We start from the raw sequence: 26,027 nt of genomic DNA, 5'->3' as shown, positions 1-26,027 counted from the left end.
AAGTAATGTTTAAAACAAATAGAATGTGAAAACGATGGAACGCCGTATGAGCTGAAAGGTTCACGTACGGTGTGGAGCGGGGGAAAAGTTCAATCTGAAATGATTGTTTACGGAGGAAAACCTGACAACAGGAGGAACCAAAGACTTACCTATCGCTATTTGTTGGATCACTTGATCGTTGGAATACAGCTAAGCGTGCAGAAGAGCGGGAAAGGGTTAAACATCGTTGAGAGTATTATCAATAGTTGAAGATAGTGTTGTCGATGGTCCAGGATTAAGAACTACTATTTTTTTTGCGGGGTGTACTCATTATTGTAGAGGGTGTCATAATCCAGAGAGCTGGCGAATAGATGGAGGAATCGAGATGTCAATTGACGAAATGATGAGTCAATTGAATCGAAATCCATTAAATGATATTACCTTTAGTGGTGGAGAGCCAATGCTACAAATAAGAGAACTTATACGATTAGCTAAAAAATGCAAAGAAAATAATAAAAATATTTGGTGCTATACAGGATTTCTCTGGGAAGAGCTAGTGACAGAATTTAAGGAAGAGTTTGCGGAATTAAGTATATATTTAGATGTTTTAGTTGATGGCCGGTTTCTAATCGAACAAAGAGATTTAAGTCTCCTTTATAAAGGAAGTAAAAACCAACGAGTGATAGATTGTCAAAGAAGTTTAAAGCAGCATAAACTGGTTTTATATGGCGAATAGAACAGAAAAGAAAGGCACTTACTATTTTAGTAAGTGCACTTTCATTTATGTCAAACGAGGTTTTTTATTCAATTCTTTGTTATCATCTTCATTTTTAAAGATTGCTTTTCTAACATAAGGCAGTACCCAGCGATCAAGACCGTAATATCCTGCATTTGCTCCAGCAATCATGATAATCATGCCCAATAAGATATCTGTTGGGTTATGAGAAATGGTGCCAGCAAGCAAGAAACAGAAATTCATTAATACTCCAAAGAATGCTGCAGCAGTTGTGAAACAACCTAAAATTAACCCAAGACCGACTAATGTTTCTCCAATAGGAACGAGAACATTAAATAAACCTACATTCGGTAATGCAAATCCTTCTACAAAACTAGTGTACCAGCCATAGACTGCTCCGCCATCTGGACCCATGACTGGGTTAGTAACTGCATTTGTTAAAAATCCAGAAGCATCAAAACCCCCACCAGTAAGTTTACCAAATCCAGAAGTAAACCAAGAATAGCCAAGGAATAAACGAATAATGGTTAAAATGCCAGCTGCAATTTTATTTTCTCTTAAAAATCCGATAAACATAAGAATCATCCTTTTCTTATTTTTCGTTTTTATTATTTACAAGTTAAATATATCAAATACTTATTAAAATAAAACAATAATGTGAATCAATTCACAAATCATTCAAAAGAATATGTCTTAAATGTGAACTTTCTTGATAAGAAAAGTGATTTATGTAACATAATTGTTTAGAAACAGGGTTTAAGCACATAAACTGTTATTCATGATAAAATAATTGCACAAGGAAAAAAACTGTTATTCACATAGAAGATTTTTATAAAGGGGAGACATCAATGACGAAAGTAACCATCATAGCTGGTGGACACAAAATAGACTCAAGATTAACAGGTATCTTACAATATACTGCTGACTTTTTAGAAAAAGAGAAGGTTGAAGTCCACGTCATACAAGTACATGAATTGCCAAGCGCTGCCTTAATTACCGCTGATTTTATGAATAAAGAAATTAAGGAAGCAAGACAAAACGTAGAACAAAGTGATGGAGTGATTGTCCTATCACCTGTATTTCAGGCTTCTTATTCAGGCATCATTAAGACATTTCTAGATCTATTGCCACAAAAGAGTCTTCGAAATAAAACGATACTTCCTTTAATGCTTGGAGGAAGCTATGCTCATTTATTAGTAATAGATTACGCATTGAAACCTGTGTTAGCAAATTTAGGTGCAACCAATATCTTAACAGGAGCCTATGTTACCGATAATCAAATTACAAAGCAAGTCAATCAAACCTATTTATTAGATGAAGATTCAGGAAACAGGATTACCAATCAATTAGAACAGCTGCTTGGAGAAATGCAATAAGGGTTAAAAAAGTGATGGAGATGCCGTCACTTTTTTATTTTTTATAGAAAATGGAGAGAGGACATGATATGATAGGCTTAAGATGAAAAATACTAATTAACATGACTTGTTAGCTCAGTGGGAGAGCACTTGCTTGACAGGCAAGGGGTCACTGGTTCGAACCCAGTACAGGTCATAAATTTTAGGAAGGCTCAAATCTCTTTTTACTAAGTGGTTTGAGCTTTTTGTATGTTTACAGACGGAATAAGTTCTTTTATTCCACTCATACTCTTAAGTAATTCTATGTCAATTTAAACGAAAGTGACTACCTAATATTTTTTATTAAGTAATGTAGAAAACAGAAATAATTACATATCTTTTGGTAAAAGGAATTTAAAATTAATACCACTGTCTTTTGCTTCTATTCAAAGGAACATTGGGACCTAAATATGGATAATATGCTTGTGTCCCTTGTGGTCTTGGAGCAATCTTATAAAGTTGGCCTCCAATCATGTAGTAATAATTATCTTTATTTCCTAACAGCTGTTGATTCCAAGCTCCATATGCTGGCTGAGGAAAGTTTTGATAAATCACGCCGTTAAGTCCTGTAATGACCGTTGGCTGCATAAGTGAAGCTCCTTCATTTTTCCTTTATAATATGTAAAATCCTTTCATTAGTTGGTTGTCCAATATGAAATAGGTAATTGTTGTAATTAAAAAGCATCAAAAAAATTTTGGTGCACTCGAAGATTCTTCACCCGTTTATATAGTCTTAACTAGTGCCATCAATTAGCTTAGCAGCTAGTAGTATATAAGTTGATTCTCCATTATATATGGCGAAATAGGCGGTGGTATTCTTTAGTCTTTAATGAAATTTTTTTAAAGTTCCCCACTTAAAGGTGAAAAGAATGAAAAGTAGAAAACTCAATTTTTCAGAAATATTAAGAATAAAAAATTTTCTTTAATAATGGGTTGATAAAAGAAAAAATTTTTCGTATAATAAAAACATCAAATGAAAACACTTTCAAACGTAAGGGAAAAGGGGTACAAAGATGGATGCCTATTTATTAATTATTGCATTACTTTCCATAGTTATTGTTATTTTAGGAGTTTCACTATTAAAGTGGCATGCTTTTATCAGTTTAACAGTAGCAAGTTTATTTCTAGCCATTTTTTCAGGATTATCTTTTGACAAGATTGTAAGCGCTTATGAAACTGGTGTAGGCGGCGTTTTAGGTCACTTAGTAGGAATATTAGCATTAGGGACTATTTTGGGGAAAATGCTTTCAGAATCTGGAGCAGGATTAAAAATTGCTAACTTTTTTGTAAACGTTTTTGGGGAAAAGAAATTACCATGGGCAATGTTTTTCTCTGGCTTTATTATCGGAATTCCCGTATTTTTTGAGGTTGGTATTTTAATATTATTGCCATTAGTTATATCTATTCAAAAAGCAACAAAGAAGAATATTCTATTGATAGCATTGCCTGGTATTGCTGGATTGTCAATCGTCCATGGCCTTGTTCCGCCACACCCTGGTGCGATTGCGGCAATCGGAATTTTTGATGCTAATTTAGGAACTGTATTATTATATTCACTGATTATTGCGTTACCTGCTGGAATCATTGGTGGACCATTATTTGCGAAGTGGATTAATAAGCGTGTTTTTCCAAAGGGAGAATCTTCTCTTATCACTGCAGAACCAATAGCACAAGATAAATTGCCAAGTACTGGCGTATCATTTTTATCTATTTTATTACCTGTTATTTTAATGATAATTGGAACAGCTGCACCTTATTTGACGATCTTTTCAGAAGGGGTAAGAAATGTACTTGCCTTTCTAGGTAGTCCATTATTAGCACTATTAATTGCTGTATTCTTTGCCTTCTATTTCCTTGGTATACGTCAAGGAATGAATAAAGATAGTATTAAAAAATTTACAGAAGACTGTTTTTTACCAGTTGGTTCCATTTTATTAATCATTGGAGCAGGTGGAGCGTTCAAACAGGTGTTGATTGATAGTGGAGTAGGGAGTACGATTGGAACAATGTCGGAAAGCTTATCTTTATCACCACTAGTATTAGCTTTCATAATTGCAGGATTAATTCGAATAGCTACAGGTTCAGCAACAGTTGCTTTAACGACAGCTGCAGGAATTGTTTCCCCAATTATTGCTGGAATGTCAGGAGTAAATGTGGAGCTGTTGGTTATCGCAACAGGTGCAGGTTCTCTAATGTTCTCTCATGTAAATGACGCTGGATTCTGGATGGTAAAAGAATACCTTGGGTTAACAGTAGAAGAAACATTTAAAACTTGGACAGTTCTAGAAACGGTATTATCATTCGTCGCATTTGCAGGAGTGTTAATATTAGATTTAATTGTTTAATAGAATCCCTATAGTGGAAGAAGCTGGGATATAAGTATTCCCGCTAGTGATAAACACGAACAGTTATACAAAACATGTATAATTTTTCGTGTTTTTATTTTAAAGAAGGTTTAAATAAAAGTATGTGTTAATCCGCAACATGAAAACACTATGCTTTCTATTGGGCGAGCGATGAGTACCCTCTTTATGTTAATTAACAGGAAATGTTTTTAGTTTAAATTTAGAATATTCTTTTATTTTAAGCAAACAGATATCTCAATTTTGAAAAAACATTTACCAAAAGCAATTTACTTGTTATTCTCTAAAAATATAGTATAGTTATATTCTCCATATGGAAGCAATTAAAGGGGAAATGTTGATGAAACAAGTATATAGTGATTTCATTCAATTTCGTGGAAATCATTATGATTTTGGATATGTGCAAGGACAATTATTGAAGGAATCTCCTATTTTGCCTAATCGAATAAAGCATTGGACATCAAAGCGGAAACGTTATTTTACCATAAATGAAAAAGAATCCATCCAGCTTCTTAATAAGTTTATTCCGGGAATGCTAGCAGAAATCAATGGCCTAGCAGACGCTCTCCACTGGAAACTCGAAGATGCATTAAGGGAATTTGGTGGCCATTACGTCGAATATGCAAGAAGTGGCTGTTCGATCTTAGCAGGATCGAATTACTTAATTAGAAACTATGATAGTCATCCTGGTTCATACGAAGGGCGTTACATGATATATCAGCCAACTGATACGGGTTATGCTGTTATTGGTCCATCTATGCAAATAACTGGAAGAATCGATGGCATGAATGAAAAAGGTCTAGTGATGGGCTATAATTTTATTAATCGAGTTGGTTCTGGGGATGGTTTTATATGTAATATGATTGGTCGAATAATCTTAGAAACATGTGCAAATGTGGAAGAATCAATTGCTTTATTAAAGGAAATTCCTCATCGAACTTCTTTTAGCTATGTATTATTAGACAATTGTGGAGAAGCATACGTGGTAGAAGCAACTCCAAGGTCAGTTATTGCTAGAAAATCGAATATAAGTACCAATCATTTCGAAATCTTAAAGGAAGAAAACCAATATCAAATGGATGACTCCATAAGAAGAAAGCAGATAATAGAAGGACAACAAGGCAGTTATTCCAATGTATATGAAGCTTTTCGCATATTGAATGATAAGGATAAAGAAGTGTTTTCAAATAAGTATAATGCTTGGTCTGGAACGCTTCACACCGCAGCATATCTCCCTCATGAGAAAAAAGCATGGTTTGCGATTGGTAGTGATCGAATGCCTCTAATCATTGATTTGGATTCCTTTTTGAAGGGAGAAAAACTAAATTTAAAAAGAATTAAAGGACAGCTTGAATTTGATACTCCTTTTATTAATATGGAGATATTATAATAGTTTGAATAGATAAAGGGAGCTAATTATGGATTAACCATAACTAACTCCCTTTTTTAGCTTTGTTAAAACACGTAAGTAGTAAGAATCGTTCGTTTCCTTATATTCTTGTATCAGATATAGCATTTCTGATTCTTTCTAATGATTGATTTGCAATATTTTTATTTAAAATCATCACATTTACATATAATGCATCAATTAAACTAAGCTGACCAATTCTTGAAGATAAAGCTTCCGAACGGTATTCCGTTTCCTCAGAGCTTGTGAATAGAGCTACATCTGAATTCTGACCGATTGGTGATCTGGGATACCCAGTAATTCCAATGGTTTTAGCACCATTACTTTTAGCTGTTTTCATTATGCTAATAGTATCTTTGTTAGTACCAGAGTGTGAAATAATGACAGCGACGTCCTGTTCTGATAGTTGAGAAGAAGACATTAGCTGAAAATGAGAGTCTATGAATGAAAACGCTTTAATTCCAGTTCGTACAAATTTATGGAAAGCATCCATTGCAATAACAGCTGAACCACCTGTACCATAAAACTCTACTCGTTTTGCATGTAATAATAATTCAACTGCTTTTTGAATAGAATGGCCGTTTAGTATTTCCAATGTATTTTCAAGTGTTCGTACATTGGATTTAAATACTTTTTCAGTAACGGTTTTGACACTATCATTTTCGCTAATTTCCTCATGAATTTGCTGAATTGGTTCAATTACTTCAGAAGCTAAAGCTATTTTCATTGCTTGATAGCCTTTAAAACCAATCCGCTTACAGAACCGAAAAACCGTTGCGTCCGCAACGCCTAAATCTTCTGCTAATTCATTGATGGTGGAATGAATGATTTTTTCAGGATTCTCAAGAATGTAATCAGCGATTTTTTTTTCTTTTTCACTTAGTCTAGCGTAATAGGAACGAATTTTCCCAAGACAATTTTGCGCCATAGACTTCTATCCTTTCCAAATTAATATAGTTGTAGTATAACACAATTAGTCTCTTGAAAAAATTTTTCTTATTATAACATTTTTTTTCGAAAAATATTCGTAAAGGGGTATTATTTTCGAAAAAAATTTCGTATAATAATTTATATAGAGAAATATTTTTTCAAAAGGAGAGAATAACGAATGAACATCGGTCTTATTGGTTTAGGAAAAATGGGATATAACTTAGCTTTAAATATGGTGGATCATAAGTATAGTGTAACAGCTTTTGATATAAATGAAAGCGCTGTAAAAGAAATTTCTCATAAAAATGTAACAGGAGTAAATACAATTGAGGATTTAGTGAAAAATCTGCCTACACCAAGAGTAATTTGGCTAATGGTTCCTGCCGGAGAAGTGACAGAAAATGTGTTGTGCGAAGTAAAGAAGTATGTGGAAACAGGGGATATTATTATTGATGGTGGTAATTCTCATTATAAAGACTCGAAAAGAAGAGGGCTTGATTTAGAAGAACTTGGCGTTTTCTATTTAGATGTTGGTACAAGTGGCGGTGTAGACGGGGCTCGAAATGGCGCTTGTATGATGATTGGCGGCAATAAAGAAATATTTGATAAGGTTGAAGAATTGTTTAAGGATTTATGTGTGGAAAATGGCTATACGTATGCTGGTGTATCTGGAAGCGGCCATTTTCTGAAAATGGTTCATAATGGAATTGAGTATGGCATGATGCAATCCATTGCAGAAGGTTTTGAGCTACTGGAAAAAAGTGAGTATGATTTTGATAACGAAGGTGTGGCAAAGGTTTGGAATAACGGTTCTGTCATTCGTTCTTGGTTAATGGAATTAACGCAAAATGCTTTTTCTAAAGATCCAAAGCTTGAAGGTATTAAAGGTGTAATGCATTCTTCTGGTGAAGGAAAATGGACACTGGAAACAGCATTAGATTTACAAACGGCTATGCCAGTTACAGCATTATCTTTAATGATGCGCTATCGTTCATTAGATGAAGATACATTTTCAGGTAAAGTTGTTGCGTCTTTACGAAATGAATTTGGCGGCCATAGTGTAGAATCTAAATAAAACGAAAAGTCCTTTAGCAAGTATGTTTTGCTGAAGGACTTTTTTGAAAAAATGGACAACTAGAACAGACTAAAAAGAGCAGCCATTGACAGGAAATTATCTTTAATTGCAAGTATCATGGAGGTGAGATTCATATGAAAATAAACCAGAACTAAAAGTTGGAGGTACTAGTTATGAAGAAATTTGAGGTGAAGATAGTTCAAATTAGAGAAGATAGTTCTTTTAATATTGGGATGAAAACAGGACAGCACATACTGGATAGTTCTCTTGTTCCGATGTGGAATAAGATTTTCGAGCATGACATTGACTATAAAAATATGCGCTCCATATTTTCATCCTATACTCCCCATCTACTAGAAGAGTTGGAAGGACTAGCACAAGGATTGGGAATTTCATCTATTAGAGCTGCATCCATGTTTAGTGGTTATGATGTTCCAAAGATAGATGCGATGGGGTGCACGGCTATACTTACAGATCAATATTATGTTAGGAACTATGATTTTTCCCCCGATTTTTATGATGGTATTTTTAGTTTAGTCCAATCAAAGACAGCACTTGCCACAGCAGGATATAATCTCCAAATTTTAGGGAGACACGATGGAGCTAATCAGGAAGGATTAGTAATGGGACTAAACTTTGTAAGTTATAATGGATATACAAAAGGTATTTCACCTTGGACAGCAATCAGGATGGCATTGGATACTTGCTCCACAGTCGATGATGCATTTGCTCTGCTAAAAGAATTACCGCATTCAGCGTGTTATAATTTTTCCTTGGGTGATAAAAAAGGCAACATTGCGGTTATTGAAGCAACCCCGGAAAAAATTTGTATCAGAAATGATGATTCCCTTTTATCATGTGTTAATCATTTTCAAACGCAGGAACTCCAAGAAAAAAATAGATTATCTATTGATGGTTCGATCAAAAGAAATAATTATTTACAATCATTTTATGGAGATAAACTAACACAAGACGAGATGTTTAAAATTTTCGCAAATAAACGCTCCCCTGTATTTTTTACAGATTATGAAAACCTATTTGGAACACTTCATACCTTTTCCTATTCCTTTAATAAATCGAGAATTATTACTTCTATAGCTCAAGGGAAGGAAGCTTTGGATTTTAATTTTAATAATTGGGTGAATGGGAAAGATATTGCCAGCAATAAAATGACTGGTTTAATCGAGAAAAGTAATTCGTTTAAATGATGTATGCTAGTTAATGTCTAAAACCTTGATATATAAGGGATAAGGCTTTTTTATTTATATCGTAATTAAGTTTAAGAAGGATTAATCTAGAAGTTGACGGGTAGTTCAATTAAAAAGAAGGGACTCATAACTATCGGAGTTTAGTGGATTAGCAATGAAACTATTAATTGAAGATCTTTAATTTTCAACAATAGATTGAATTATACCCGTATTATTAATGAATAAAATATGGGAGTAGAAGAGAAAGACACATAAACGAACTAGCACATGGAACCTCATAAGGATATTGTGCCTTTTTTTAGGTGAGTAGCATGTAAAAAAACGGCAAAATGATTGGAGGTCCGAGCGTTTTGCCATGTCATTTGGTGTACAAATAATATTGTAAGAGAAAAGACTACAATGTAATCTTTTCTCCCAGTTCCTTTAGCTACTTACTAACTGTAGACATCTTTTTCAAAGGTTATTTCACCCATTTATTTTGAAACGATGCGATTGCATCATATTCTTGCTCTAATGCTCGAGATATACGGATATAAATAGCTGTTAAATCTTGATAAATGTCAACATTTTCTTGAATTGGCTGATGGGAATGTGTACTACCGACTAATTGTTTCATAATGGAAAAGTCGTCAATTTCCCCTAATGCATACATGCCTAAAACGATAGCACCAAGACAAGAGCTTTCAAAGCTTTCTGGAACGACTACTTCTTGATCAAAAATATCTGCCATCATTTGTCTCCATAGTTCAGAACGGGCAAATCCACCTGTTGCTTGAATTTGCTTTGGTGCTCCAATAACTTCTTGAAGGGCAAGCATAACCGTATAAAGATTTAAGATAACTCCCTCTAATACAGCTCTTACCATATGTTCTTTTTTATGATGTAATCCGAGTCCAAAGAAAGATCCTCTTGCATTGGAATTCCACAAAGGCGCTCTTTCTCCAGCTAGATATGGATGGAATAATAAACCATCCGCACCAGGTGTGACCCGGGAAGCAATCTTTGTTAAAACTTCATATGGATCAATTCCAAGTCTTTTTGCCGTTTCAACTTCCGAAGAGGCCAATTCATCACGAACCCAACGGAAAGTCATTCCACCATTATTAACAGGTCCGCCAACTACCCAGTGATCTTCTGTTAAGCAATAGCAAAAGATTCTTCCTTTAGGATCTGTGACTGGTTTATCGGTTACAGTCCGAATCGCTCCGCTTGTACCAATTGTCACTGCAACTACACCAGGGTCAATAGCATTTACTCCCAGATTAGAAAGAACACCATCACTTGCCCCAACAACAAATGGAGTTTCTGCAGGAATTCCAATCTCTTTAGCATATTTATCCTTAAGCCCTGTTAAATAATGAGTAGTAGGAACTGGCTTCGCCAACTGCTCAGGAGTTACACCAGCAACTTCTAAAGCTTCCTGATCCCAATTTAACTGTTCAAGATTAAACATTCCAGTCGCAGAAGCAATAGAATAATCGATAACAAACTCATCAAATAAGCGATAGAATATATATTCCTTTATGCCAATAAATTTAGTTGCTTTTGTAAAAATGTCTGGTTGATCATTTCTTAGCCATGTTAATTTGGCTAAAGGAGACATAGGGTGAATTGGTGTTCCCGTTCTGCGATATATGTCTAAGCCATTATGCTCCTCTTTGATTTTTTTCGCCCAAGTAGAAGCACGGCTATCTGCCCACGTAATACAGCGTGTTAATGGTTTTCCATTTTCGCCTAATGCAATAACGCTATGCATGGCAGAGCTGAAGGAAACTAATTTTAGGTTCTTTGCATCCACTTTGGCTTTTTGAATAGCTGTACTCATTGTTTCTAATACAGCCTGAAAAATTTGTTCAGGATCCTGTTCGGCAATTGCAGGTGCAGGGCTGTGTAGTGGATATTCTACATGATGCATGCTTAAGACTTTGCCAGCTTCAGCAAATAGAACAGATTTTGTACTTGTTGTGCCAATGTCTACACCTAAATATAGGGATGTTGAACTCATTATAAAAACTCCTTTATATGGAAAAGTGTAAAAAATATTTCATAGAAAACATTTTATATAGAAAAAAATTTCTTTATCTATATTTTAAAGGATATATATTAATTTTGAAACTGTTTTCATGTATTATTTTAAATTAATTTGCTTTCCTTTAGAGGCTGGTTGAATTTGATTGTCTATATATAAGGGTTAGCTATACATTTTTGCTCTAAATAGTGTAAAAACAAAGCAAAAATATGCTAAGATGAAACCATCCTAAGTGTAAGGAGCTGTTTGAATGAATAACGAAATGGAAACGATGTATGAGACTATTTATAATCAAATACTCCATTATCAAAACCAACTGGAAGCAATTTTATGTCAAAATTCGGATACATTGCAAGAAGAGGAGCAAGAACAGTTTAATCGAATGTCTATTGCTCTCCAAGCTTCAAAAGATATTCTGGAAAATATGCTAACACCAGGGAAGAAACTGAACTTCATTTATGAAAAAGGAATGTTCAGCCTGGAAATGTTTGATGAAAAATAAGTATTAAAGAAGAATATCTTCGCTTGGACGAATATTCTTCTTTCGAAATTCTCCAGGTGTCATGCCCGTTGATTTTCGAAACACCTTCGTAAAATAGTTTGCATTTGCAAAGCCTACCTGAACGGAAATATCCTCAATGGAATATTTGGTTTGATATAATAGCTCTGCCCCTTTTATTATCCGGATATTTGTTAAGTATTGGATAGGTGTAATCCCAAGCACTTTTTTAAATAAACGGGTAAAATGGAAGCGGGAAAGTTTGGCTGCCTCAGCCATATCATCAGGACCAATTGGTTTATCATAGTGATTTTGCGCAAATAATGTTGCATTTAATATACTTTCAGGCAATGGAATGTCTCCCATATTCTTCTTGTATTGATACACTTCCATTATAAAGGAATAAGCAAGACTAGATGCTTGGTACGCATTCGTTATATTCTTCTCATTTGCTAATTGATAAATGTGAAGAAGCTGCTGTATGGGTCTAGAATCAGAAGCTAATTGGATAATGAATTGATTATTCTCTGTGAAGGAATGCCAGCATTTTTTTACCGATTCCCCATATAAAGTAATAAAAATGAATTCCCATTGCTCGCTATTTTGTGGTAGATAATATCTGTATTCCTCTGAAATATCAATCAGAAATGCTTTTCCAGCGGTTAATCGATGATCTTTTCCTCCAACTTCAATTGCTCCCATTCCAGAAATAGTATATTGGAAAATATACATGCTATCCTCTTTACGCTTTTTTCCTTTCCAATTATAAAGATAAGATGTTTGATTTTCCCATCCAATCGACCAAATTTGGGCAACCTCTTTTGTAATTTTTTCCGTAAATCTGTATGCAAATACATTATTATCTTTTTTAGGCAATGAGAAAGCCCCTTTCTAAGTCGAGATAACATAGGTAGATACTTGCCTGTATAGATGAATGGTAATTTGAGCTAATATTAATTTTATCAGAAATTTTTCTGCTGAATAGCAAAATATTACCCTTTTCCCTTTCTTATTTTACCATTGAGAGAGAACGGTTTGAAGCATAAAATAAAAATGTAAACGGTTCAATAAATTATTGATAACGAGAGGGAAAATAATCGTTCATATATAAAGGAGAGACACAAATGGCAAATAACCTATATACAACTTTTACTGATATTTTTAACGAAGGGGAAACAAGAATACGTACTTTTTTTGCACCAGGACGTGTGAATTTAATAGGAGAACATACAGATTATAATGGAGGGCATGTCTTTCCTTGTGCCTTATCCATTGGAACAACAGCAATTGTTCGAAAAAGATATGATAGAATGATTCACTTCTATTCTACCAATTTTTCCAATTTAGGTGTGATAAAGATATCCTTAGATAATCTAGTCTACGATCAAGGAGATGATTGGGCGAATTACCCAAAAGGAGTTATTGCAATACTTGCACAACATGGATATAAACTAGATTCTGGATTTGATGTTTTATATGAAGGAGCAATACCAAATGGTGCGGGCCTATCGTCCTCTGCTTCTATTGAAGTAGTAACAGCTATCATGATAAATGAGCTCTACTCTTTTGCGATTGATCGAATTTCGCTAGTGAAAATGTGTCAGCAGGCAGAGAATGAGTTTATTGGTGTAAGCTGTGGCATCATGGATCAATTCGCAATTGGAATGGGAAAAGAAAAACATGCCATTTTACTAGATTGCGATACGCTTGATTATACCTACAGTCCACTCGATTTAGAGGATGCGTCGCTAATTATTGCAAATACCAATAAGCGCAGGGGGCTTGCTGATTCTAAATATAATGAGAGACGAGGGGAATGTGAGAGAGCACTAAAAGACTTGCAAGAAGAGCTAGATATTCGTTCGCTTGGAGAGTTAACTAAGGAGGAATTTGATGCAAATGCTCATTTCATTAAGCAAGATATTGATCGATTAAGAGCAAAGCATGCTGTATATGAAAATGCCAGAACAATTATGGCGGTAAAGAAACTACAAGAAGGCGATATTGCGGGATTTGGACAATTGATGAACGCATCCCATGTCTCCTTAAGGGATGATTATGAAGTTACTGGGAAAGAATTGGATGCTTTAGTGGAGGCAGCATGGGAACAAGAAGGTGTCATAGGTTCTCGTATGACAGGTGCAGGCTTTGGTGGTTGTACAATCAGCATTGTGAACAACAAATATATTGATGCCTTCATCGAAACGGTAGGGGCGAAATACGAGGAGCAGACAGGATTAAAGGCAGACTTTTATGTTGTTCAAGTTGGTGATGGTGCAAAAGAAATGGTGGAAGAATAGAAGCTAATAATAAGAGGAGGAGTAAGAAATGGCAATTCTAGTATGTGGTGGTGCTGGGTATATTGGAAGTCATATGGTGTCTGAACTATTAGACAGAGGGGAAGAAGTAGTTGTTGTCGATAATCTCCAAACAGGACATAAAGCAGCCGTATTAGAAAATGCAGCACTTTATATTGGTGATTTGCGAGATGCACAATTCCTAGATGCTGTGTTTAAGAAACATTCGATTGATGCGGTTGTCCATTTTGCTGCCGACTCCTTAGTAGGAGAAAGTGTAAACAATCCATTGAAGTACTATGACAATAATGTATATGGTGCGATGTCGCTTTTAAAGGCAATGCAGTCAAATGGTGTGAAGAAAATGGTATTCTCGTCAACTGCTGCAACGTATGGGGAAGCGAAGAATTTTCCGATACAAGAAAGTGATCCTACTACTCCGACGAATCCATATGGTGAGACAAAGCTTGCGATTGAGAAAATGTTAAAGTGGACGGAAGAGGCGTATGGGATTCATTTTGTTGCTCTAAGATACTTTAATGTTGCAGGAGCACATATGGATGGTAAATTAGGAGAAGATCATTTTCCTGAAACACATCTGATTCCGATTATTTTACAAGTGGCATTAGGAAGTAGAGAAGCAATTAGCATCTTTGGCGATGATTATGATACGCATGACGGAACATGTATAAGAGATTATATTCATGTCACTGATTTAGCGAATGCTCATATACTTGCTTTGGATAAATTGGAAAAAGAGGGGACAAGTGGGATATACAATTTAGGTAGCGGAACTGGATTTACTGTGAAAGAGGTAATGGAAGCAGCAAGAAAGGTAACCGGCCATCCTATCCCAACTGTGCTTGCACCTAGAAGAGCAGGAGATCCTGCCCGATTAGTTGCTTCTTCAGAAAAGGCAAAAGAAGAATTAGGCTGGAATCCACAGTATACTTCTTTAGAAAAAATGATTGGTAGTGCATGGAGATGGTTCCAGGAAAATCCAGAAGGCTATCAAGATAGATAATGGGGAATGACTAAGAAGAAAGGAGCAATAGTAGATGACAACAACTATTTATCATCATGTAGAACAATTGCTTCATTATGGACTAAAATCAGGGTTATTAAATAAATGGGATATAGATGTAGTACGAAATAAATTACTCGAAATACTAGAATTGGATGATTTTGTTCCATCTGAAAAAAATGAAGTAGCAGATACAGATTTGCGAATTATTTTAGATGAAATTTTAGATTGGGCAGCAGAAAATAATCGCTTACTAGAGTCGACGATTACCTACCGCGATTTATTGGATACAAAATTAATGGGTTGCTTTGTTCCATTGCCATCTGAAATAAATAATAGATTTGAAAGGCTTTATAAAGAAAAGGGAGCAGAGCAAGCAACGAGCTGGTTTTATGATTTTTCGAAAAAGGTGGATTATATCCGAACCGATCGAATTGCCAAAAATGAAGAATGGCTGGCAGAAACGGGTTATGGGGATTTAGAGATTACGATTAATTTATCAAAACCAGAGAAAGACCCGAAAGAAATTGCAGCTGCCAAAAAAGTAAAGCAAGGCTCCTATCCAAAATGTTTGCTATGTAAAGAAAATGCTGGTTATGCGGGAAGAGTAAATCATCCTGCAAGACAAAATCATCGCATTATACCTGTAACGTTAGAAGAGGAACAGTGGTTTCTGCAGTTTTCGCCATATGTGTATTACAAGGAACATGCTATATGTTTTTCCGAGAAGCATGAACCAATGACAATTTCTAAACATACATTTGCTAGATTACTAGGCTTTGTCAAACAATACCCTCATTATTTTATAGGTTCCAATGCAGACCTACCAATTGTTGGAGGATCGATTTTGACCCATGAGCATTTTCAAGGAGGATTTCATGAATTTCCGATGGCAAAGGCGGAAGTAGAAACAGCGTTTACAATGGACCGGTTTCCTTCTATTCAAGCAGGTATTGTCAAATGGCCGATGTCTGTTCTTCGATTACAAGGAACAGATAGACAAGAATTAGTAGAGGCATCTGATTATATATTAAAACAATGGATGGGTTATAGTGATGAAACGGTAGATATTATTGCATACACAGCAGATACTCGCCATAACACGATTACACCGATTGCTAGAATGCGAAATGGATTCTTTGAAATAGACTTAGTGCTCCGCAATAACCGCACATGTGAAGAGCATCCACATGGCATCTTTCATCCACATGAGGAAGTCCATGCAATTAAACAGGAAAATATCGGTCTCATTGAAGTGATGGGCTTAGCAGTCTTGCCAGGTCGCTTAAAAGAAGAGATGAGCATGCTTGCAGACAAAATTTTACAAGCAGATTTCGAAGTGAACATCAAAGACGAGCCTGCTATTATAAAACATCTAAATTGGGCAAAGGTTGTTAAAGAAAAAAATCCGCAAATGACAAGAAAAAATGTACACTCCATCTTACAAAAAGAAATAGGGATAGTGTTTGAGACCATTTTGCATCATGCAGGTGTATTTAAAAGAGATGACAAAGGAAAGAAAGCATTTCAACGATTTGTAGCAACATTGCAAAAAACAAAGTGAAAATAATGGACTATTTCCTTCCCGTTTTTATAGAAGGAAATTAGAATTTTGGATAGTCGCCCGCTCGCCTGATGGAAAGCGAGTGGACGACTAGGATCAAACTAATTTTGTCTATCCAAGAACCTTTAACGCCAAATGATTATGAATCGTTTTGTAAAAATGATGCTTATCTGTTTGGCGTTTTTTTAGCCTAAGTTTTGGATTGGGAATATGCAACTGTACTTTATGATAATCTCGATACGATAAATAAATGGTATAGACCGATTTCCCAAAAGAAGCAAAGAATGCTTCAGGTATCATAATTCTTTTTAAAGCTCCTTCATATGGTTCAATCTGAAAGAAATACTGTCTATGCATATTATTTCGGTCACGGAAAAGTATCTGTTCCATGTCTTCCGGGTAATCGCCGGCTATACCAATATCGAACCGGAAGAAACCATTCGTATATTCACAATTTACTAATTCTGCATACATGGGAACTTTAATATAGTTATAGGGCTGACTTAAAGGGGTTGCCCAATAAGCTGTACCTTTTTTTACAATATGTTTTTTGTTTTTTTCTTGGTTCATCCATTTAAATAATGTTTCAATATCTTTATAGCGCTTTTGCTGAAATAATTGATAACAAACAACATTATAAGGATGATGAAAATGATCGCTGATTTCATAATCAAAGGAAGAAGTCGTACGTAATATTTTTTTCATGGTTGCTATATATGCTTTTCTTTTTAAAAATTCATCTATTTTTCCCTTAAATGTTTGAGTGTTCTCGTTTCCTAGCGTATGATATCGATTCATAAAACCATTAAAGCAATCAAATTCATAAAGTCGATTAAAAATCATTTTCTTTAATTCTGCATCCATCTCCTTCTTTTTAAAATAGTGAATGACTTTTCTATTACAATGCATTTTATTTAAAACATTTGTTTGCTTAGTCAAAGACTCATTATTTTCATCTAAACGATTTAAATAATAAATAATCGCTTTCGTGGTCGAGATTTTCTTGCAATTCGTTAGTAATTCCATGAAAAATTGCTTGTCCTCCGCATATTTCATCTCAGGGAATTTAATTTGATTATCTTTAACAATACTGGCTTTCATTAATCTTGCTCTCGGTCCTAAATGATGAAAAATATGTGGGATACTCGTTGGGGGAATACTTCTCCTTTCTTTCCAAGATTCATGTTCTGCTACAATGGCACTTTTATTGGAAGTAACTCTAATTGTTTTTCCCACTACATAGTCATCATCTGTTTCATTTAATACACTATAAAGCTTTTCTAAGCCAGTTTTTTCAAACCAATCATCCGCATCTAAAAAAGTTAGATAGGGGGCAGTTGAAAGTTCGATTCCCAAATTTCTAGGATAAGCAGGGGTACCGCTGTTTTTTGCAAGAAAGGCGAGTTTAATATTGGGATGTTCTTTAACGAACGTTTTTAAGATAGAACGAGTCTGATCTTTAGAGCCATCGTCAACAATTATATATTCAATCTGCGGCATAATAGATTGATTTAAAACAGATTCAATTGTATGCTTGATTGTTTTTTCATTATTATATACGGGTGTAATGACAGAGATAAGGGGCTGATTTAAATAGTTTTCACTTTGATATAAATCAAAGTTATATTTATTTTTGTGAAGAGATGATATCTTTTTCATTGGTTTCCCTACCTTCATATTAACCTAAAAGAAACTCCTACTAGCAATCATTATGAATCAACAAGCAGGAGAGTATACGTCTAAATAGAAAAAATAGTTAATACGTTTGTATTATTATCCTGTATAATAAAGGTAGAAAAGAAAAGGGACCAAAGTGAAACTAGCTAGATGTAATCAAGTACATAAGTGTAATAAAATGAAAGAGCTTTCTATAGTATTAATTGGAAAAGTAAGGGGATTAATTAATAAGGTTTGTAAGAGATAAGGAGGTTTATTGGTGACAACAATTGGGGATATTGCAAGACTTGCAGGTGTAGCGAAAAGTACGGTATCTCGTTATTTAAATGATGGTTCTGTAAGTGAAGCAACAAAACGGAAAATACAGCATATTATTAAAGAAACGGGCTATTCGCCTAATGCATTTGCTCAAAGCTTAAAGGCAAAGAAACCAAATATTATTGGGACTATTGTTCCTAGATTAGATTCATATGCTTCTTCGCGCACCTTAATTGGAATAGATGAAGAATTAAAGACCATGAATTATCAAATGCTTATTTCTCATTCCAATCTAGATTTAGAACGAGAAATTGAAAATATTCACTCATTAGTAAGGCAAAAGGTTGCAGGGATTATTTTATTAGCGACGGAAATAACGGACCGTCACTTATCGAAAATAAAGGAAGGAGATATTCCTGTGCTAATTGTCGGTCAACAGCATAAGGAGATTCATAGTTTAATTCATAATGATTATGAAGCAGCCTATGAAGTAGGGAAATATATTCTATCTCAGGGACATAAAAGAATTGCATTTCTTGGAGTCAATGAAAAAAATGTTGCGGTAGGAATTGATCGAAAAGAAGGTTTTAAAAAAAGTTTGGAGGATATAGCAGATATAGATGTAAGATTTTTTGAAATAAATAGAAATAATGTAGAAGCGTCTTCCGTTGTTTATGACATAATGAATACATTCTGTCCTAGTATCATTGTTTGTGCTACAGATAATTTTGCAATCGGTGCAATGAAAGCGGTTTATTCGATGGGGATTTCTATTCCGAATGATCTATCCATTACTGGTTTTGGAGGATACGAAATGACAGAAATGATTCATCCTGGCTTAACCACTGCTAAGTTTTTTTATGAAGATGCTGGAAACCTTGCCGCTAGGAAGATGCTTAGTCTAATAAGAGGAGAGGATACCCCATTGAAAACAGTATCTGGTTTTGAAATCATTTATAGGGAAAGTGTAAGGCAGGTTTAGGAATGCCTATCGTTCAGGTAAGCTGTATGAATATAATAAGGATAAAATAGGTGATAACAGCTGAAGTTTGCAACATTATGCTTCGGCGGTTATCCTTTTAAGAACAAATGAAGGTTGACTCGGGAAAAAGAAATAAATTATAATTCGTTATGAAAGCGATTACTAATCAGTGTGTTTATTAAAAATAAAAAAAGTTTGTTAAATTTCCTGACAAGTTTAGAGATTTCTAGGCATACTTTTAGTAGTATATGTGATAATGATAAAGGAACGGAATAACTGGTCTAGACATCTAGATATATAGTTGATAAATCAATTTTAGAAGGGATTAATGAAATCATGAAAACAGATGAACAACAGGAACTAGTTTTAAAAAACTTATGCATTTACACAGAATCAGAAATTTTTCCAAAAGGGTATATGGTAATAAAGGGGGGAAAAATCGATACGATAGGCTTAATGGAATCCTTTCATGAAGAAGACTGGAGTAATATGCGAATAATAGATTTCCCTATGGGGATGAATTTAATTCCAGGATTCATTGATATCCATATCCATGGAGCAAATGATGCGGATGCGATGGATGGTTCATGTAATGCCTTAGAAAGAATGGCCGATACTTTACCAAAGGAAGGGACAACAAGCTTTTTAGCAACGACGATGACGCAAGATGCAGAAAGTATCGAAAAGGCGCTGTCTACTATTGCTCAGTATCTCGGATCTGCTAATCAAACTGGAAAAGCAGAAATAATCGGAATTCATTTGGAAGGTCCGTTTATCTCAGAAAAAAGAGTAGGAGCGCAGCCAATCCAGTCTGTTAAAAAGCCTGATGTAGCCCTCTTTAAAAAATGGCAAAGACTAGCCCAAAATCACATCAAGCTTGTTACAATGGCACCTGAGGAAGATGAAAACTTCGAACTTGTTCGCTATTTAAAGGGTGAAAATATTGTCCCATCAATGGGGCATTCAGATGCTGTTTACGATCAAGTACTATCAAGCATTCAAGCGGGAGTTAATCATGTTACACATCTTTTTAATGGCATGAGAGGCCTCCATCATCGTGATCCTGGAGTTGCAGGTGCAGCTTTGCTTCATTCAGAGTTAGTGGCAGAAATGATTGTTGATGGTGTACATATTCATCCAGAAATCGTTAAGCTTGCTTTTTTCCAAAAGGGTGTTAATCATATCATTCTAATTACAGATAGTATGCGTGCAAAATGGCTTGACGATGGTATTTCCTCATTAGGCGGACAAAAGGTAATTGTGAAGGATGGGAAGGCTTTATTGGAAAATGGTGCCCTTGCTGGAAGTACTCTAAAAATGAATGATGCTATCAATAATATGATGAATTTTACAGGATGTACATTACAGGATGTAGTAAAGATGGCTTCTTATAATCCAGCTAAGCAAATAGGAATTTTAGATAGAAAAGGAAGTATTGCAAAAGGCAAGGATGCAGATTTAGTCGTATTAGATGAAAATAATCAAGTTGCATTAACAATTTGCAATGGACAAATCGTTTATTCAAATGGAGGAGTAACAGCATGAAACTAATTGAAGTACAAAATTATGATGAAATGAGCAAATTAGCTGCGGAAATAATTATTGAGCAAGTCCAAACGAAGACAAATAGTGTTTTAGGACTTGCAACTGGTGGTACTCCGGTAGGTATGTATCAATATTTAATGAAGGATTTCACCCAAAATAAAACTTCTTATGAGCAAGTTATTACGCTCAATTTAGATGAATATATTGGGTTGGACAAGGACAATCCACAAAGCTATAGCTATTTTATGAAAGAGCACTTATTTAACCATATTAATATTCCAGAAAATCAAACATACTTGCCATCTGCTAAAAGTGTTCACGATGAAGAGGCAGGTAGAAATTATGAAAAGCTTATTGAATCAGTAGGTGGAATAGATATGCAAATTTTAGGAATTGGGGAGAATGGGCATATCGGTTTTAATGAGCCGGGGACTTCTTTTTCTTCTACTACAGGTATTGTAAAACTAGCTGACTCTACAAGAGAAGCAAATGCACGCTATTTTACTAAAATGGAAGACGTGCCAACACATGCCATCTCTATGGGGATATCCACCATCATGAAAAGTCGACAAATCGTGTTACTTGTTTCCGGAGTGAAAAAAGCTCCAATTTTAAATCAGTTATTCCAAACAGATGTGAACGAGAATCTACCTGCATCTATTTTGAAAAAACATCCGGATGTTACGGTAATTGCTGATCAGGAAGCACTTTCGATTTTAAAAGAAAAAAAAGGGAGTGTGTTTAGTTGATCATAAAAGATTCGCATATCCCCATTTATTATCAATTAGAGATGGAAATAAAAGAAATCATTAAAGAATTAACACCAGGGGATCCGATTAGTTCAGAACGGGAATTTTCGGAAAAATACGGGATTAGCAGGATGACGGTACGTCAAGCAATAAATAATTTAGTAGCAGAAGGTGTTCTTGTTCGTCAAAGAGGAAAAGGAACTTTTGTTGCTACTCCTAAAGTAGAACAGGAGCTTTCTGGGCTGACAAGTTTTTCAGAAGATATGCGTTCAAGAGGATTAACTCCGAAAACAAAAATTTTAGATTTTAAGACGATACCTTGTCCAAGAAGGGTTGCTTCTAAATTAAGGATAGAAGAGGAAGAGATGGTCTATGAGTTTAGTCGCTTGCGAATAGCAGATGAAATTCCTATGGCACTTGAAACCTCGTATATTCCGACAGCTTTGATTAAAGAGCTTCAGGAAGAAACTTTGCATGGTTCTATTTATGAGTATGTGGAAAAGACTTTACAATTAAAGATTAGTCATGCCACCCAGACAATAGAGTCAACCTTGTCTCAAAAAAATGAAAGTATACCTCTTGGGATTAAAGAAGGAGCACCTGCATTATTGATGGAACGATATAGTTATTTGGAAAATGGTACGCCTTTTGAATATGTTAAATCTATTTATCGTGGCGATCGTTATAAATTTGTGATTGATATGAAGAGGTCCCAATCATGAAGAAGCATAGAACGACAGAAACCAGTAATGAAAAAAGCCTGTTATTAGATGAATGGAGTTCTTTTGAAATTGTTCAGTTTATGAACCAAGAAGATGACGGAATTACAAATGCGGTAAAAGAAGCATTGCCAATGATTGCCTTAGCTGTTGATGGAATGGTAGATCGATGGAAGCTTGGCGGGAGAATTTTTGTGATTGGTGCAGGTACTAGTGGAAGGTTAGGAGTAGTAGACGCTGTTGAGCTTGTTCCTACTTTTTCGATTGAAGAGGATCGATGGATAGGAATCTTAGCAGGTGGTTATGAGGCAATGTGGACCTCTTTAGAAGAGACAGAAGATGACGAACAGCTTATACAATCAACCTTGGAAAATCATGATTTTTCAGAGAGAGATGTATTAATTGGTGTGACCGCTAGTGGGTCCACACCGTTTGTCCTTGCAGCCATTCATTATGGAAAAGAAAGAAATGGATTGACAATCGGGATAAGCAATAATGAAAATACAAAGCTCTCCTCTATTTGTGATTATGGAATTGAAGCGATAACAGGTCCAGAAGTTATTAGAGGATCTACACGTTTAAAAGCGGGAACAGCTCAAAAAATGGTGTTGAATATGCTATCAACCGCGTCAATGGTGAGAGTAGGGAAGGTATACCGCAATGAAATGGTGGATATGAAGCTCATTAATAATAAGCTTGTATATCGGGCTGTACAAACATTGATGAATGCGACAGATCTTAGTGAGGCAGATGCTGCAAGAATACTAAAAGAGAATGATCACAATTTGAAAGTATCTATTTTTCGTGTTTTAACAGGTGGAACAAAGGAGGATTCGCTTCATTATCTTGGTGAAGCTGACGGGCATATTAAGCATGCTATTCAATTGTATTATCAAAAAAATTAGAGAATGACTATTTAAAGGAGGGATGCCTAAAAAGAGAAAGTAATCGAGAGATTTAATCTTATAAAACTGCAGTAGTTGGTGGCATTATTTTAACTTATTTAATTATTTTTTAGGGGGAAGTTAAATGAAATCATACTTACAAAAGCTCGGGCGTGCATTAATGCTGCCAGTGGCTGTTTTACCAGCAGCAGCGTTATTAATGGGTATTGGTTATGCAATTGATCCAAGTGGATGGGGAGCCGAAAGCCCAATTGCTTCCTTTTTTATTAAAGCTGGTTCGTCCATATTAGATAATATAGCAATCTTATTTGCAATAGGTGTTGCACTAGGGTTATCAAAAGATAAAGATGGCGCATCTGCTATGAGTGGTTTAGTTTCCTATTTGGTTGTGAAAACTTTGCTATCTCCTGCCTCTGTAGCAATGTTACAAGGGATTCCTGTAGAAGAGGTGAACTTGGCTTTCTCTAAAATTGAAAATGCATTTATCGGTATATTAGCAGGTGCTGTTGCTGCAGCTTTATATAATCGTTTTAGTAAGACACAGCTCCCGACAGCATTTGCCTTCTTTAGCGGAAAAAGGCTTGTTCCTATACTTAGTGCTGTTTCGATGCTAATCATTTCCGTCATTTTATTATTTGTTTGGCCAGCAATTTTTTCAGGGCTTGTTTCTTTTGGTGAAGCAATTAGTAAGCTTGGAGCAGTAGGTGCTGGTATATATGGTTTCTTTAACCGTCTACTTATTCCAACAGGGTTGCATCATGCCTTAAATGCTGTATTCTGGTTTGATATTGCAGGAATTAACGATATTAATAATTTCTGGTCTAATAATGGGGTAAAAGGTGTAACTGGTATGTATCAAGCTGGCTTCTTCCCAGTGATGATGTTTGGACTTCCAGCAGCAGCGCTTGCTATGTATCATACTGCAAAAACAAAAAGAAAAAAACAAGTGGCTTCCTTGATGCTTGCAGCAGGGGTAGCAGCGTTTATAACAGGAGTTACAGAACCAATTGAATTTGCATTTATGTTTGCAGCACCTGCCCTTTATGTAGTTCATGCAGCATTAACAGGTCTCTCTCTTTTTATTGCCGCAAGTTTTCATTGGACAGCAGGCTTCGGATTTAGTGGTGGATTTATTGATTTCTTCTTAAGTTCACGTTTGCCGCTAGCAAATAATCCATATATGCTAATGGTTCAAGGACTAGTATTTGCCGTTATCTACTATACATTATTCCGTTTTCTTATTACTAAATTTAATTTTAAAACACCTGGTAGAGAAGATGATGAGTTAGTGAATGAATCATTAGATCAGGTTGCAGTGACTACAGATAATAAATTTGCTGTGATGGCTTCTGAAATTTATAAAGGTCTTGGTGGCGACAATAATGTCACTTCTGTTGATAATTGTGTAACACGTTTACGGGTTGAAGTGAAGGACATGGATGCTGTTGATCAACAGAAAATTAAAGCAACCGGTGTACCAGGGATCAATATAGTGGGAAAAACAAGCATTCAAGTAATTGTAGGAACACAAGTTCAATTTGTTGCAGATGAGATTGAAAAGATTAGAGAGTAATAAACATTAGAAGGTGAAACAGCCCTAGTTGAAAATAATAGTCTAAAGAAGAATCTTCTAATGGAAATTCAAATGCGGTGGTCCCTCTTTTTTAGGACTACCGCATTTTTTGTAGACTTAAGAAAACTGAGAAATTAGCAGGTTTAACTGTCGGTTATCTAGAATCACCATAGATAGGAAAATACATTAAATGTTGAATATAAAAGTGGAAGGAGCGAGCCATTATGTCGTCTATTGATATTAATTGTGATTTAGGAGAAAGCTATGGTGCTTATCGTATTGGGAATGATGAAGGGATTATACCATTTGTGACAAGTGTTAATATTGCCTGTGGCTTTCATGCTGGAGATCCAACGACCATGAGAAAAACGGTAAAGCTTGCGCTTGAGAATAAAGTTGCGATTGGAGCACATCCAGGCTTTAATGATGTACTAGGCTTTGGAAGAAGAGAAATAAATATATCACCTAATGAAATTTATGATCTTGTTGTTTATCAAATAGGGGCATTAGAGGCAATTGTGAAATCAGAAGGGGGAGCCATGCAGCACGTAAAACCCCATGGTGCATTATACAATATGGCAGCAAAGGATATCCACTTAGCAGAGGCTATTGCTAAAGCGGTTTATAAGGTGAATCCTGAATATATCCTTTTTGGATTAGCGAATAGTGAAATAATCAGGGCAGGTAAGCGATATGGCTTAAATGTTGCTAATGAGGTATTTGCAGACCGCACCTATCAGTCAGATGGTAGCTTAACTCCACGTACACAGGAACAAGCGCTTATCCATGATCCAAATTATGCAGCAAAGCAAATACTTCATATGGTCAAGGAGAAAAAGGTTGTTTCAGTTCAAGAAGAAGAGATACCGATTCAAGCAGATACAATTTGTATTCACGGAGATTCAAATGAGGGCTTATCTATCGTAAAAACAATCAGAAAAACGCTCCTTCAGTCTAATATAAGCATTCAAAATTTCAAACAGTCGGAAGAGGCTGGGATATAAGTATTTCTACTAACAATAAAAACGAACACTTACGTAATTTATTGTATAAATGATCGTGTTTATTATTTTAGAAAAAGGTTTAAAAACGAAGTGAAATGGAGCGGAGGAC

General features: G+C 35.3%; 23 protein-coding genes and 1 tRNA gene. 18 read left to right on the top strand and 6 right to left on the bottom strand.

What is annotated here, in order from left to right; translation table 11 throughout:
- Positions 1–226: 226 nt before the first annotated feature.
- The gene (gene nrdG / locus ADJ83_RS01245; RefSeq protein WP_031536809.1) at positions 227–715 is read left to right on the top strand and encodes an anaerobic ribonucleoside-triphosphate reductase activating protein; all 489 of its coding nucleotides are present in this window, start codon (positions 227–229) and stop codon (positions 713–715) included.
- A 45-nt stretch (positions 716–760) separates the two neighbouring features.
- Here the strand turns inward: nrdG and ADJ83_RS01240 are convergent, their stop codons facing one another.
- Positions 761–1,291, bottom strand: a complete 531-nt coding sequence (locus tag ADJ83_RS01240; RefSeq protein WP_031536810.1) for a DoxX family protein — start codon at positions 1,289–1,291, stop codon at positions 761–763.
- 272 nt (positions 1,292–1,563) lie between these two features.
- Between ADJ83_RS01240 and ssuE the strand changes: the two genes are divergently transcribed.
- Together ssuE and ADJ83_RS01230 are read left to right on the top strand one after the other, a co-directional pair.
- Entirely contained in the window at positions 1,564–2,091 is a 528-nt protein-coding gene (gene ssuE / locus ADJ83_RS01235) for an NADPH-dependent FMN reductase (protein ID WP_031536811.1), read from the top strand.
- A gap of 103 nt (positions 2,092–2,194) precedes the next feature.
- Positions 2,195–2,266, top strand: a tRNA-Val gene (locus ADJ83_RS01230).
- 203 nt (positions 2,267–2,469) lie between these two features.
- Here the strand turns inward: ADJ83_RS01230 and ADJ83_RS01225 are convergent.
- A complete protein-coding gene (locus ADJ83_RS01225) occupies positions 2,470–2,697 on the bottom strand; it encodes a hypothetical protein (RefSeq protein WP_031536812.1) in 228 nt (75 codons plus the stop codon).
- A 425-nt stretch (positions 2,698–3,122) separates the two neighbouring features.
- Here ADJ83_RS01225 and ADJ83_RS01220 point away from each other — a divergent pair, with 425 nt between their 5' ends.
- Together ADJ83_RS01220 and ADJ83_RS01215 are read left to right on the top strand one after the other, a co-directional pair.
- Entirely contained in the window at positions 3,123–4,454 is a 1,332-nt protein-coding gene (locus ADJ83_RS01220; RefSeq protein WP_031536813.1) for a gluconate:H+ symporter, read from the top strand.
- Positions 4,455–4,812: 358 nt separating this feature from the next.
- Positions 4,813–5,862 (top strand): C45 family autoproteolytic acyltransferase/hydolase, encoded by a 1,050-nt coding sequence (locus ADJ83_RS01215; RefSeq protein WP_031536814.1) that lies wholly within the window; start codon positions 4,813–4,815, stop codon positions 5,860–5,862.
- 100 nt (positions 5,863–5,962) lie between these two features.
- Here ADJ83_RS01215 and ADJ83_RS01210 read toward each other — a convergent pair whose 3' ends face one another.
- Positions 5,963–6,808, bottom strand: coding sequence for a MurR/RpiR family transcriptional regulator (locus ADJ83_RS01210; protein WP_031536815.1), 846 nt, complete (start codon positions 6,806–6,808; stop codon positions 5,963–5,965).
- Positions 6,809–6,988: 180 nt separating this feature from the next.
- Here ADJ83_RS01210 and gnd point away from each other — a divergent pair, with 180 nt between their 5' ends.
- Both gnd and ADJ83_RS01200 read left to right on the top strand, forming a co-directional pair.
- On the top strand, positions 6,989–7,885 hold the full coding sequence (gene gnd / locus ADJ83_RS01205) for a phosphogluconate dehydrogenase (NAD(+)-dependent, decarboxylating) (RefSeq protein ID WP_031536817.1): 897 nt from the start codon (positions 6,989–6,991) through the stop codon (positions 7,883–7,885).
- A 173-nt stretch (positions 7,886–8,058) separates the two neighbouring features.
- Positions 8,059–9,093: a C45 family autoproteolytic acyltransferase/hydolase gene (locus ADJ83_RS01200; RefSeq protein ID WP_031536818.1), complete on the top strand. Its 1,035-nt coding sequence runs from the start codon at positions 8,059–8,061 to the stop codon at positions 9,091–9,093.
- Between the two features lie 460 nt (positions 9,094–9,553).
- On the opposite strand, the gene gntK is transcribed toward ADJ83_RS01200, so the two are convergent.
- Positions 9,554–11,098 (bottom strand): gluconokinase, encoded by a 1,545-nt coding sequence (gntK, locus tag ADJ83_RS01195; protein ID WP_031536819.1) that lies wholly within the window; start codon positions 11,096–11,098, stop codon positions 9,554–9,556.
- Between the two features lie 274 nt (positions 11,099–11,372).
- Here gntK and ADJ83_RS01190 point away from each other — a divergent pair, with 274 nt between their 5' ends.
- A complete protein-coding gene (locus ADJ83_RS01190; protein ID WP_031536820.1) occupies positions 11,373–11,624 on the top strand; it encodes a hypothetical protein in 252 nt (83 codons plus the stop codon).
- 3 nt (positions 11,625–11,627) lie between these two features.
- Here the strand turns inward: ADJ83_RS01190 and ADJ83_RS01185 are convergent, their stop codons facing one another.
- On the bottom strand, positions 11,628–12,497 hold the full coding sequence (locus ADJ83_RS01185; RefSeq protein ID WP_031536821.1) for an AraC family transcriptional regulator: 870 nt from the start codon (positions 12,495–12,497) through the stop codon (positions 11,628–11,630).
- Positions 12,498–12,745: 248 nt separating this feature from the next.
- Between ADJ83_RS01185 and ADJ83_RS01180 the strand changes: the two genes are divergently transcribed.
- The 3 genes from ADJ83_RS01180 to galT are packed head-to-tail and all read left to right on the top strand — an operon-like array spanning position 12,746 to position 16,506.
- Positions 12,746–13,921 carry a galactokinase gene (locus ADJ83_RS01180; RefSeq protein WP_031536822.1) on the top strand — a complete coding sequence of 392 codons (1,176 nt, stop codon included), beginning with the start codon at positions 12,746–12,748 and terminating at the stop codon, positions 13,919–13,921.
- Positions 13,922–13,949: 28 nt separating this feature from the next.
- Positions 13,950–14,942, top strand: coding sequence for a UDP-glucose 4-epimerase GalE (galE, locus tag ADJ83_RS01175; protein ID WP_031536823.1), 993 nt, complete (start codon positions 13,950–13,952; stop codon positions 14,940–14,942).
- Between the two features lie 34 nt (positions 14,943–14,976).
- Complete coding sequence (gene galT / locus ADJ83_RS01170) at positions 14,977–16,506, top strand: UDP-glucose--hexose-1-phosphate uridylyltransferase (RefSeq protein ID WP_048716558.1); 1,530 nt, start codon at positions 14,977–14,979, stop codon at positions 16,504–16,506.
- 111 nt (positions 16,507–16,617) lie between these two features.
- On the opposite strand, the gene ADJ83_RS01165 is transcribed toward galT, so the two are convergent.
- Entirely contained in the window at positions 16,618–18,165 is a 1,548-nt protein-coding gene (locus ADJ83_RS01165; RefSeq protein WP_065429043.1) for a glycosyltransferase family 2 protein, read from the bottom strand.
- Positions 18,166–18,442: 277 nt separating this feature from the next.
- Here ADJ83_RS01165 and ADJ83_RS01160 point away from each other — a divergent pair, with 277 nt between their 5' ends.
- From ADJ83_RS01160 to ADJ83_RS01130, 7 genes are all read left to right on the top strand, one after another.
- On the top strand, positions 18,443–19,423 hold the full coding sequence (locus tag ADJ83_RS01160) for a LacI family DNA-binding transcriptional regulator (RefSeq protein ID WP_048716553.1): 981 nt from the start codon (positions 18,443–18,445) through the stop codon (positions 19,421–19,423).
- 336 nt (positions 19,424–19,759) lie between these two features.
- The gene (nagA, locus tag ADJ83_RS01155) at positions 19,760–20,968 is read left to right on the top strand and encodes an N-acetylglucosamine-6-phosphate deacetylase (protein WP_048716551.1); all 1,209 of its coding nucleotides are present in this window, start codon (positions 19,760–19,762) and stop codon (positions 20,966–20,968) included.
- Positions 20,965–21,717 (top strand): glucosamine-6-phosphate deaminase, encoded by a 753-nt coding sequence (nagB, locus tag ADJ83_RS01150; RefSeq protein WP_048716548.1) that lies wholly within the window; start codon positions 20,965–20,967, stop codon positions 21,715–21,717. The genes nagA and nagB overlap by 4 nt, the downstream gene beginning before the upstream one ends.
- Positions 21,714–22,439, top strand: a complete 726-nt coding sequence (locus tag ADJ83_RS01145) for a GntR family transcriptional regulator (RefSeq protein ID WP_048716545.1) — start codon at positions 21,714–21,716, stop codon at positions 22,437–22,439. The genes nagB and ADJ83_RS01145 overlap by 4 nt, the downstream gene beginning before the upstream one ends.
- Complete coding sequence (gene murQ, locus ADJ83_RS01140; protein ID WP_048716543.1) at positions 22,436–23,341, top strand: N-acetylmuramic acid 6-phosphate etherase; 906 nt, start codon at positions 22,436–22,438, stop codon at positions 23,339–23,341. Before ADJ83_RS01145 ends, murQ begins: the two co-directional genes overlap by 4 nt.
- A 124-nt stretch (positions 23,342–23,465) precedes the next feature.
- Positions 23,466–24,914, top strand: a complete 1,449-nt coding sequence (gene nagE / locus ADJ83_RS01135; protein ID WP_031536832.1) for an N-acetylglucosamine-specific PTS transporter subunit IIBC — start codon at positions 23,466–23,468, stop codon at positions 24,912–24,914.
- 224 nt (positions 24,915–25,138) lie between these two features.
- Positions 25,139–25,918, top strand: coding sequence for a LamB/YcsF family protein (locus tag ADJ83_RS01130; protein WP_048716540.1), 780 nt, complete (start codon positions 25,139–25,141; stop codon positions 25,916–25,918).
- Positions 25,919–26,027 lie beyond the last annotated feature (109 nt).

It is taken from the genome of Bacillus sp. 522_BSPC (genome assembly GCF_001076885.1).
Lineage (GTDB): Bacteria > Bacillota > Bacilli > Bacillales > Cytobacillaceae > Niallia > Niallia hominis.
The sequence above is the reverse complement of the archived record's forward strand: the minus strand, read 5'-3'. Positions and strand labels throughout refer to the sequence as shown.

Bases quoted from the DNA above. Each gene is read 5' to 3' on its own strand.
- ADJ83_RS01240 (WP_031536810.1), bottom strand. From the start codon at position 1,291: ATGTTTATCGGATTTTTAAGAGAAAATAAAATTGCAGCTGGCATTTTA.
- ssuE (WP_031536811.1), top strand. From the start codon at position 1,564: ATGACGAAAGTAACCATCATAGCTGGTGGACACAAAATAGACTCAAGA.
- ADJ83_RS01225 (WP_031536812.1), bottom strand. From the start codon at position 2,697: ATGCAGCCAACGGTCATTACAGGACTTAACGGCGTGATTTATCAAAAC.
- ADJ83_RS01220 (WP_031536813.1), top strand. From the start codon at position 3,123: ATGGATGCCTATTTATTAATTATTGCATTACTTTCCATAGTTATTGTT.
- ADJ83_RS01215 (WP_031536814.1), top strand. From the start codon at position 4,813: ATGAAACAAGTATATAGTGATTTCATTCAATTTCGTGGAAATCATTAT.
- ADJ83_RS01210 (WP_031536815.1), bottom strand. From the start codon at position 6,808: ATGGCGCAAAATTGTCTTGGGAAAATTCGTTCCTATTACGCTAGACTA.
- gnd (WP_031536817.1), top strand. From the start codon at position 6,989: ATGAACATCGGTCTTATTGGTTTAGGAAAAATGGGATATAACTTAGCT.
- ADJ83_RS01200 (WP_031536818.1), top strand. From the start codon at position 8,059: ATGAAGAAATTTGAGGTGAAGATAGTTCAAATTAGAGAAGATAGTTCT.
- gntK (WP_031536819.1), bottom strand. From the start codon at position 11,098: ATGAGTTCAACATCCCTATATTTAGGTGTAGACATTGGCACAACAAGT.
- ADJ83_RS01190 (WP_031536820.1), top strand. From the start codon at position 11,373: ATGAATAACGAAATGGAAACGATGTATGAGACTATTTATAATCAAATA.
- ADJ83_RS01180 (WP_031536822.1), top strand. From the start codon at position 12,746: ATGGCAAATAACCTATATACAACTTTTACTGATATTTTTAACGAAGGG.
- galE (WP_031536823.1), top strand. From the start codon at position 13,950: ATGGCAATTCTAGTATGTGGTGGTGCTGGGTATATTGGAAGTCATATG.
- galT (WP_048716558.1), top strand. From the start codon at position 14,977: ATGACAACAACTATTTATCATCATGTAGAACAATTGCTTCATTATGGA.
- ADJ83_RS01165 (WP_065429043.1), bottom strand. From the start codon at position 18,165: ATGAAAAAGATATCATCTCTTCACAAAAATAAATATAACTTTGATTTA.
- nagA (WP_048716551.1), top strand. From the start codon at position 19,760: ATGAAAACAGATGAACAACAGGAACTAGTTTTAAAAAACTTATGCATT.
- nagB (WP_048716548.1), top strand. From the start codon at position 20,965: ATGAAACTAATTGAAGTACAAAATTATGATGAAATGAGCAAATTAGCT.
- murQ (WP_048716543.1), top strand. From the start codon at position 22,436: ATGAAGAAGCATAGAACGACAGAAACCAGTAATGAAAAAAGCCTGTTA.
- nagE (WP_031536832.1), top strand. From the start codon at position 23,466: ATGAAATCATACTTACAAAAGCTCGGGCGTGCATTAATGCTGCCAGTG.
- ADJ83_RS01130 (WP_048716540.1), top strand. From the start codon at position 25,139: ATGTCGTCTATTGATATTAATTGTGATTTAGGAGAAAGCTATGGTGCT.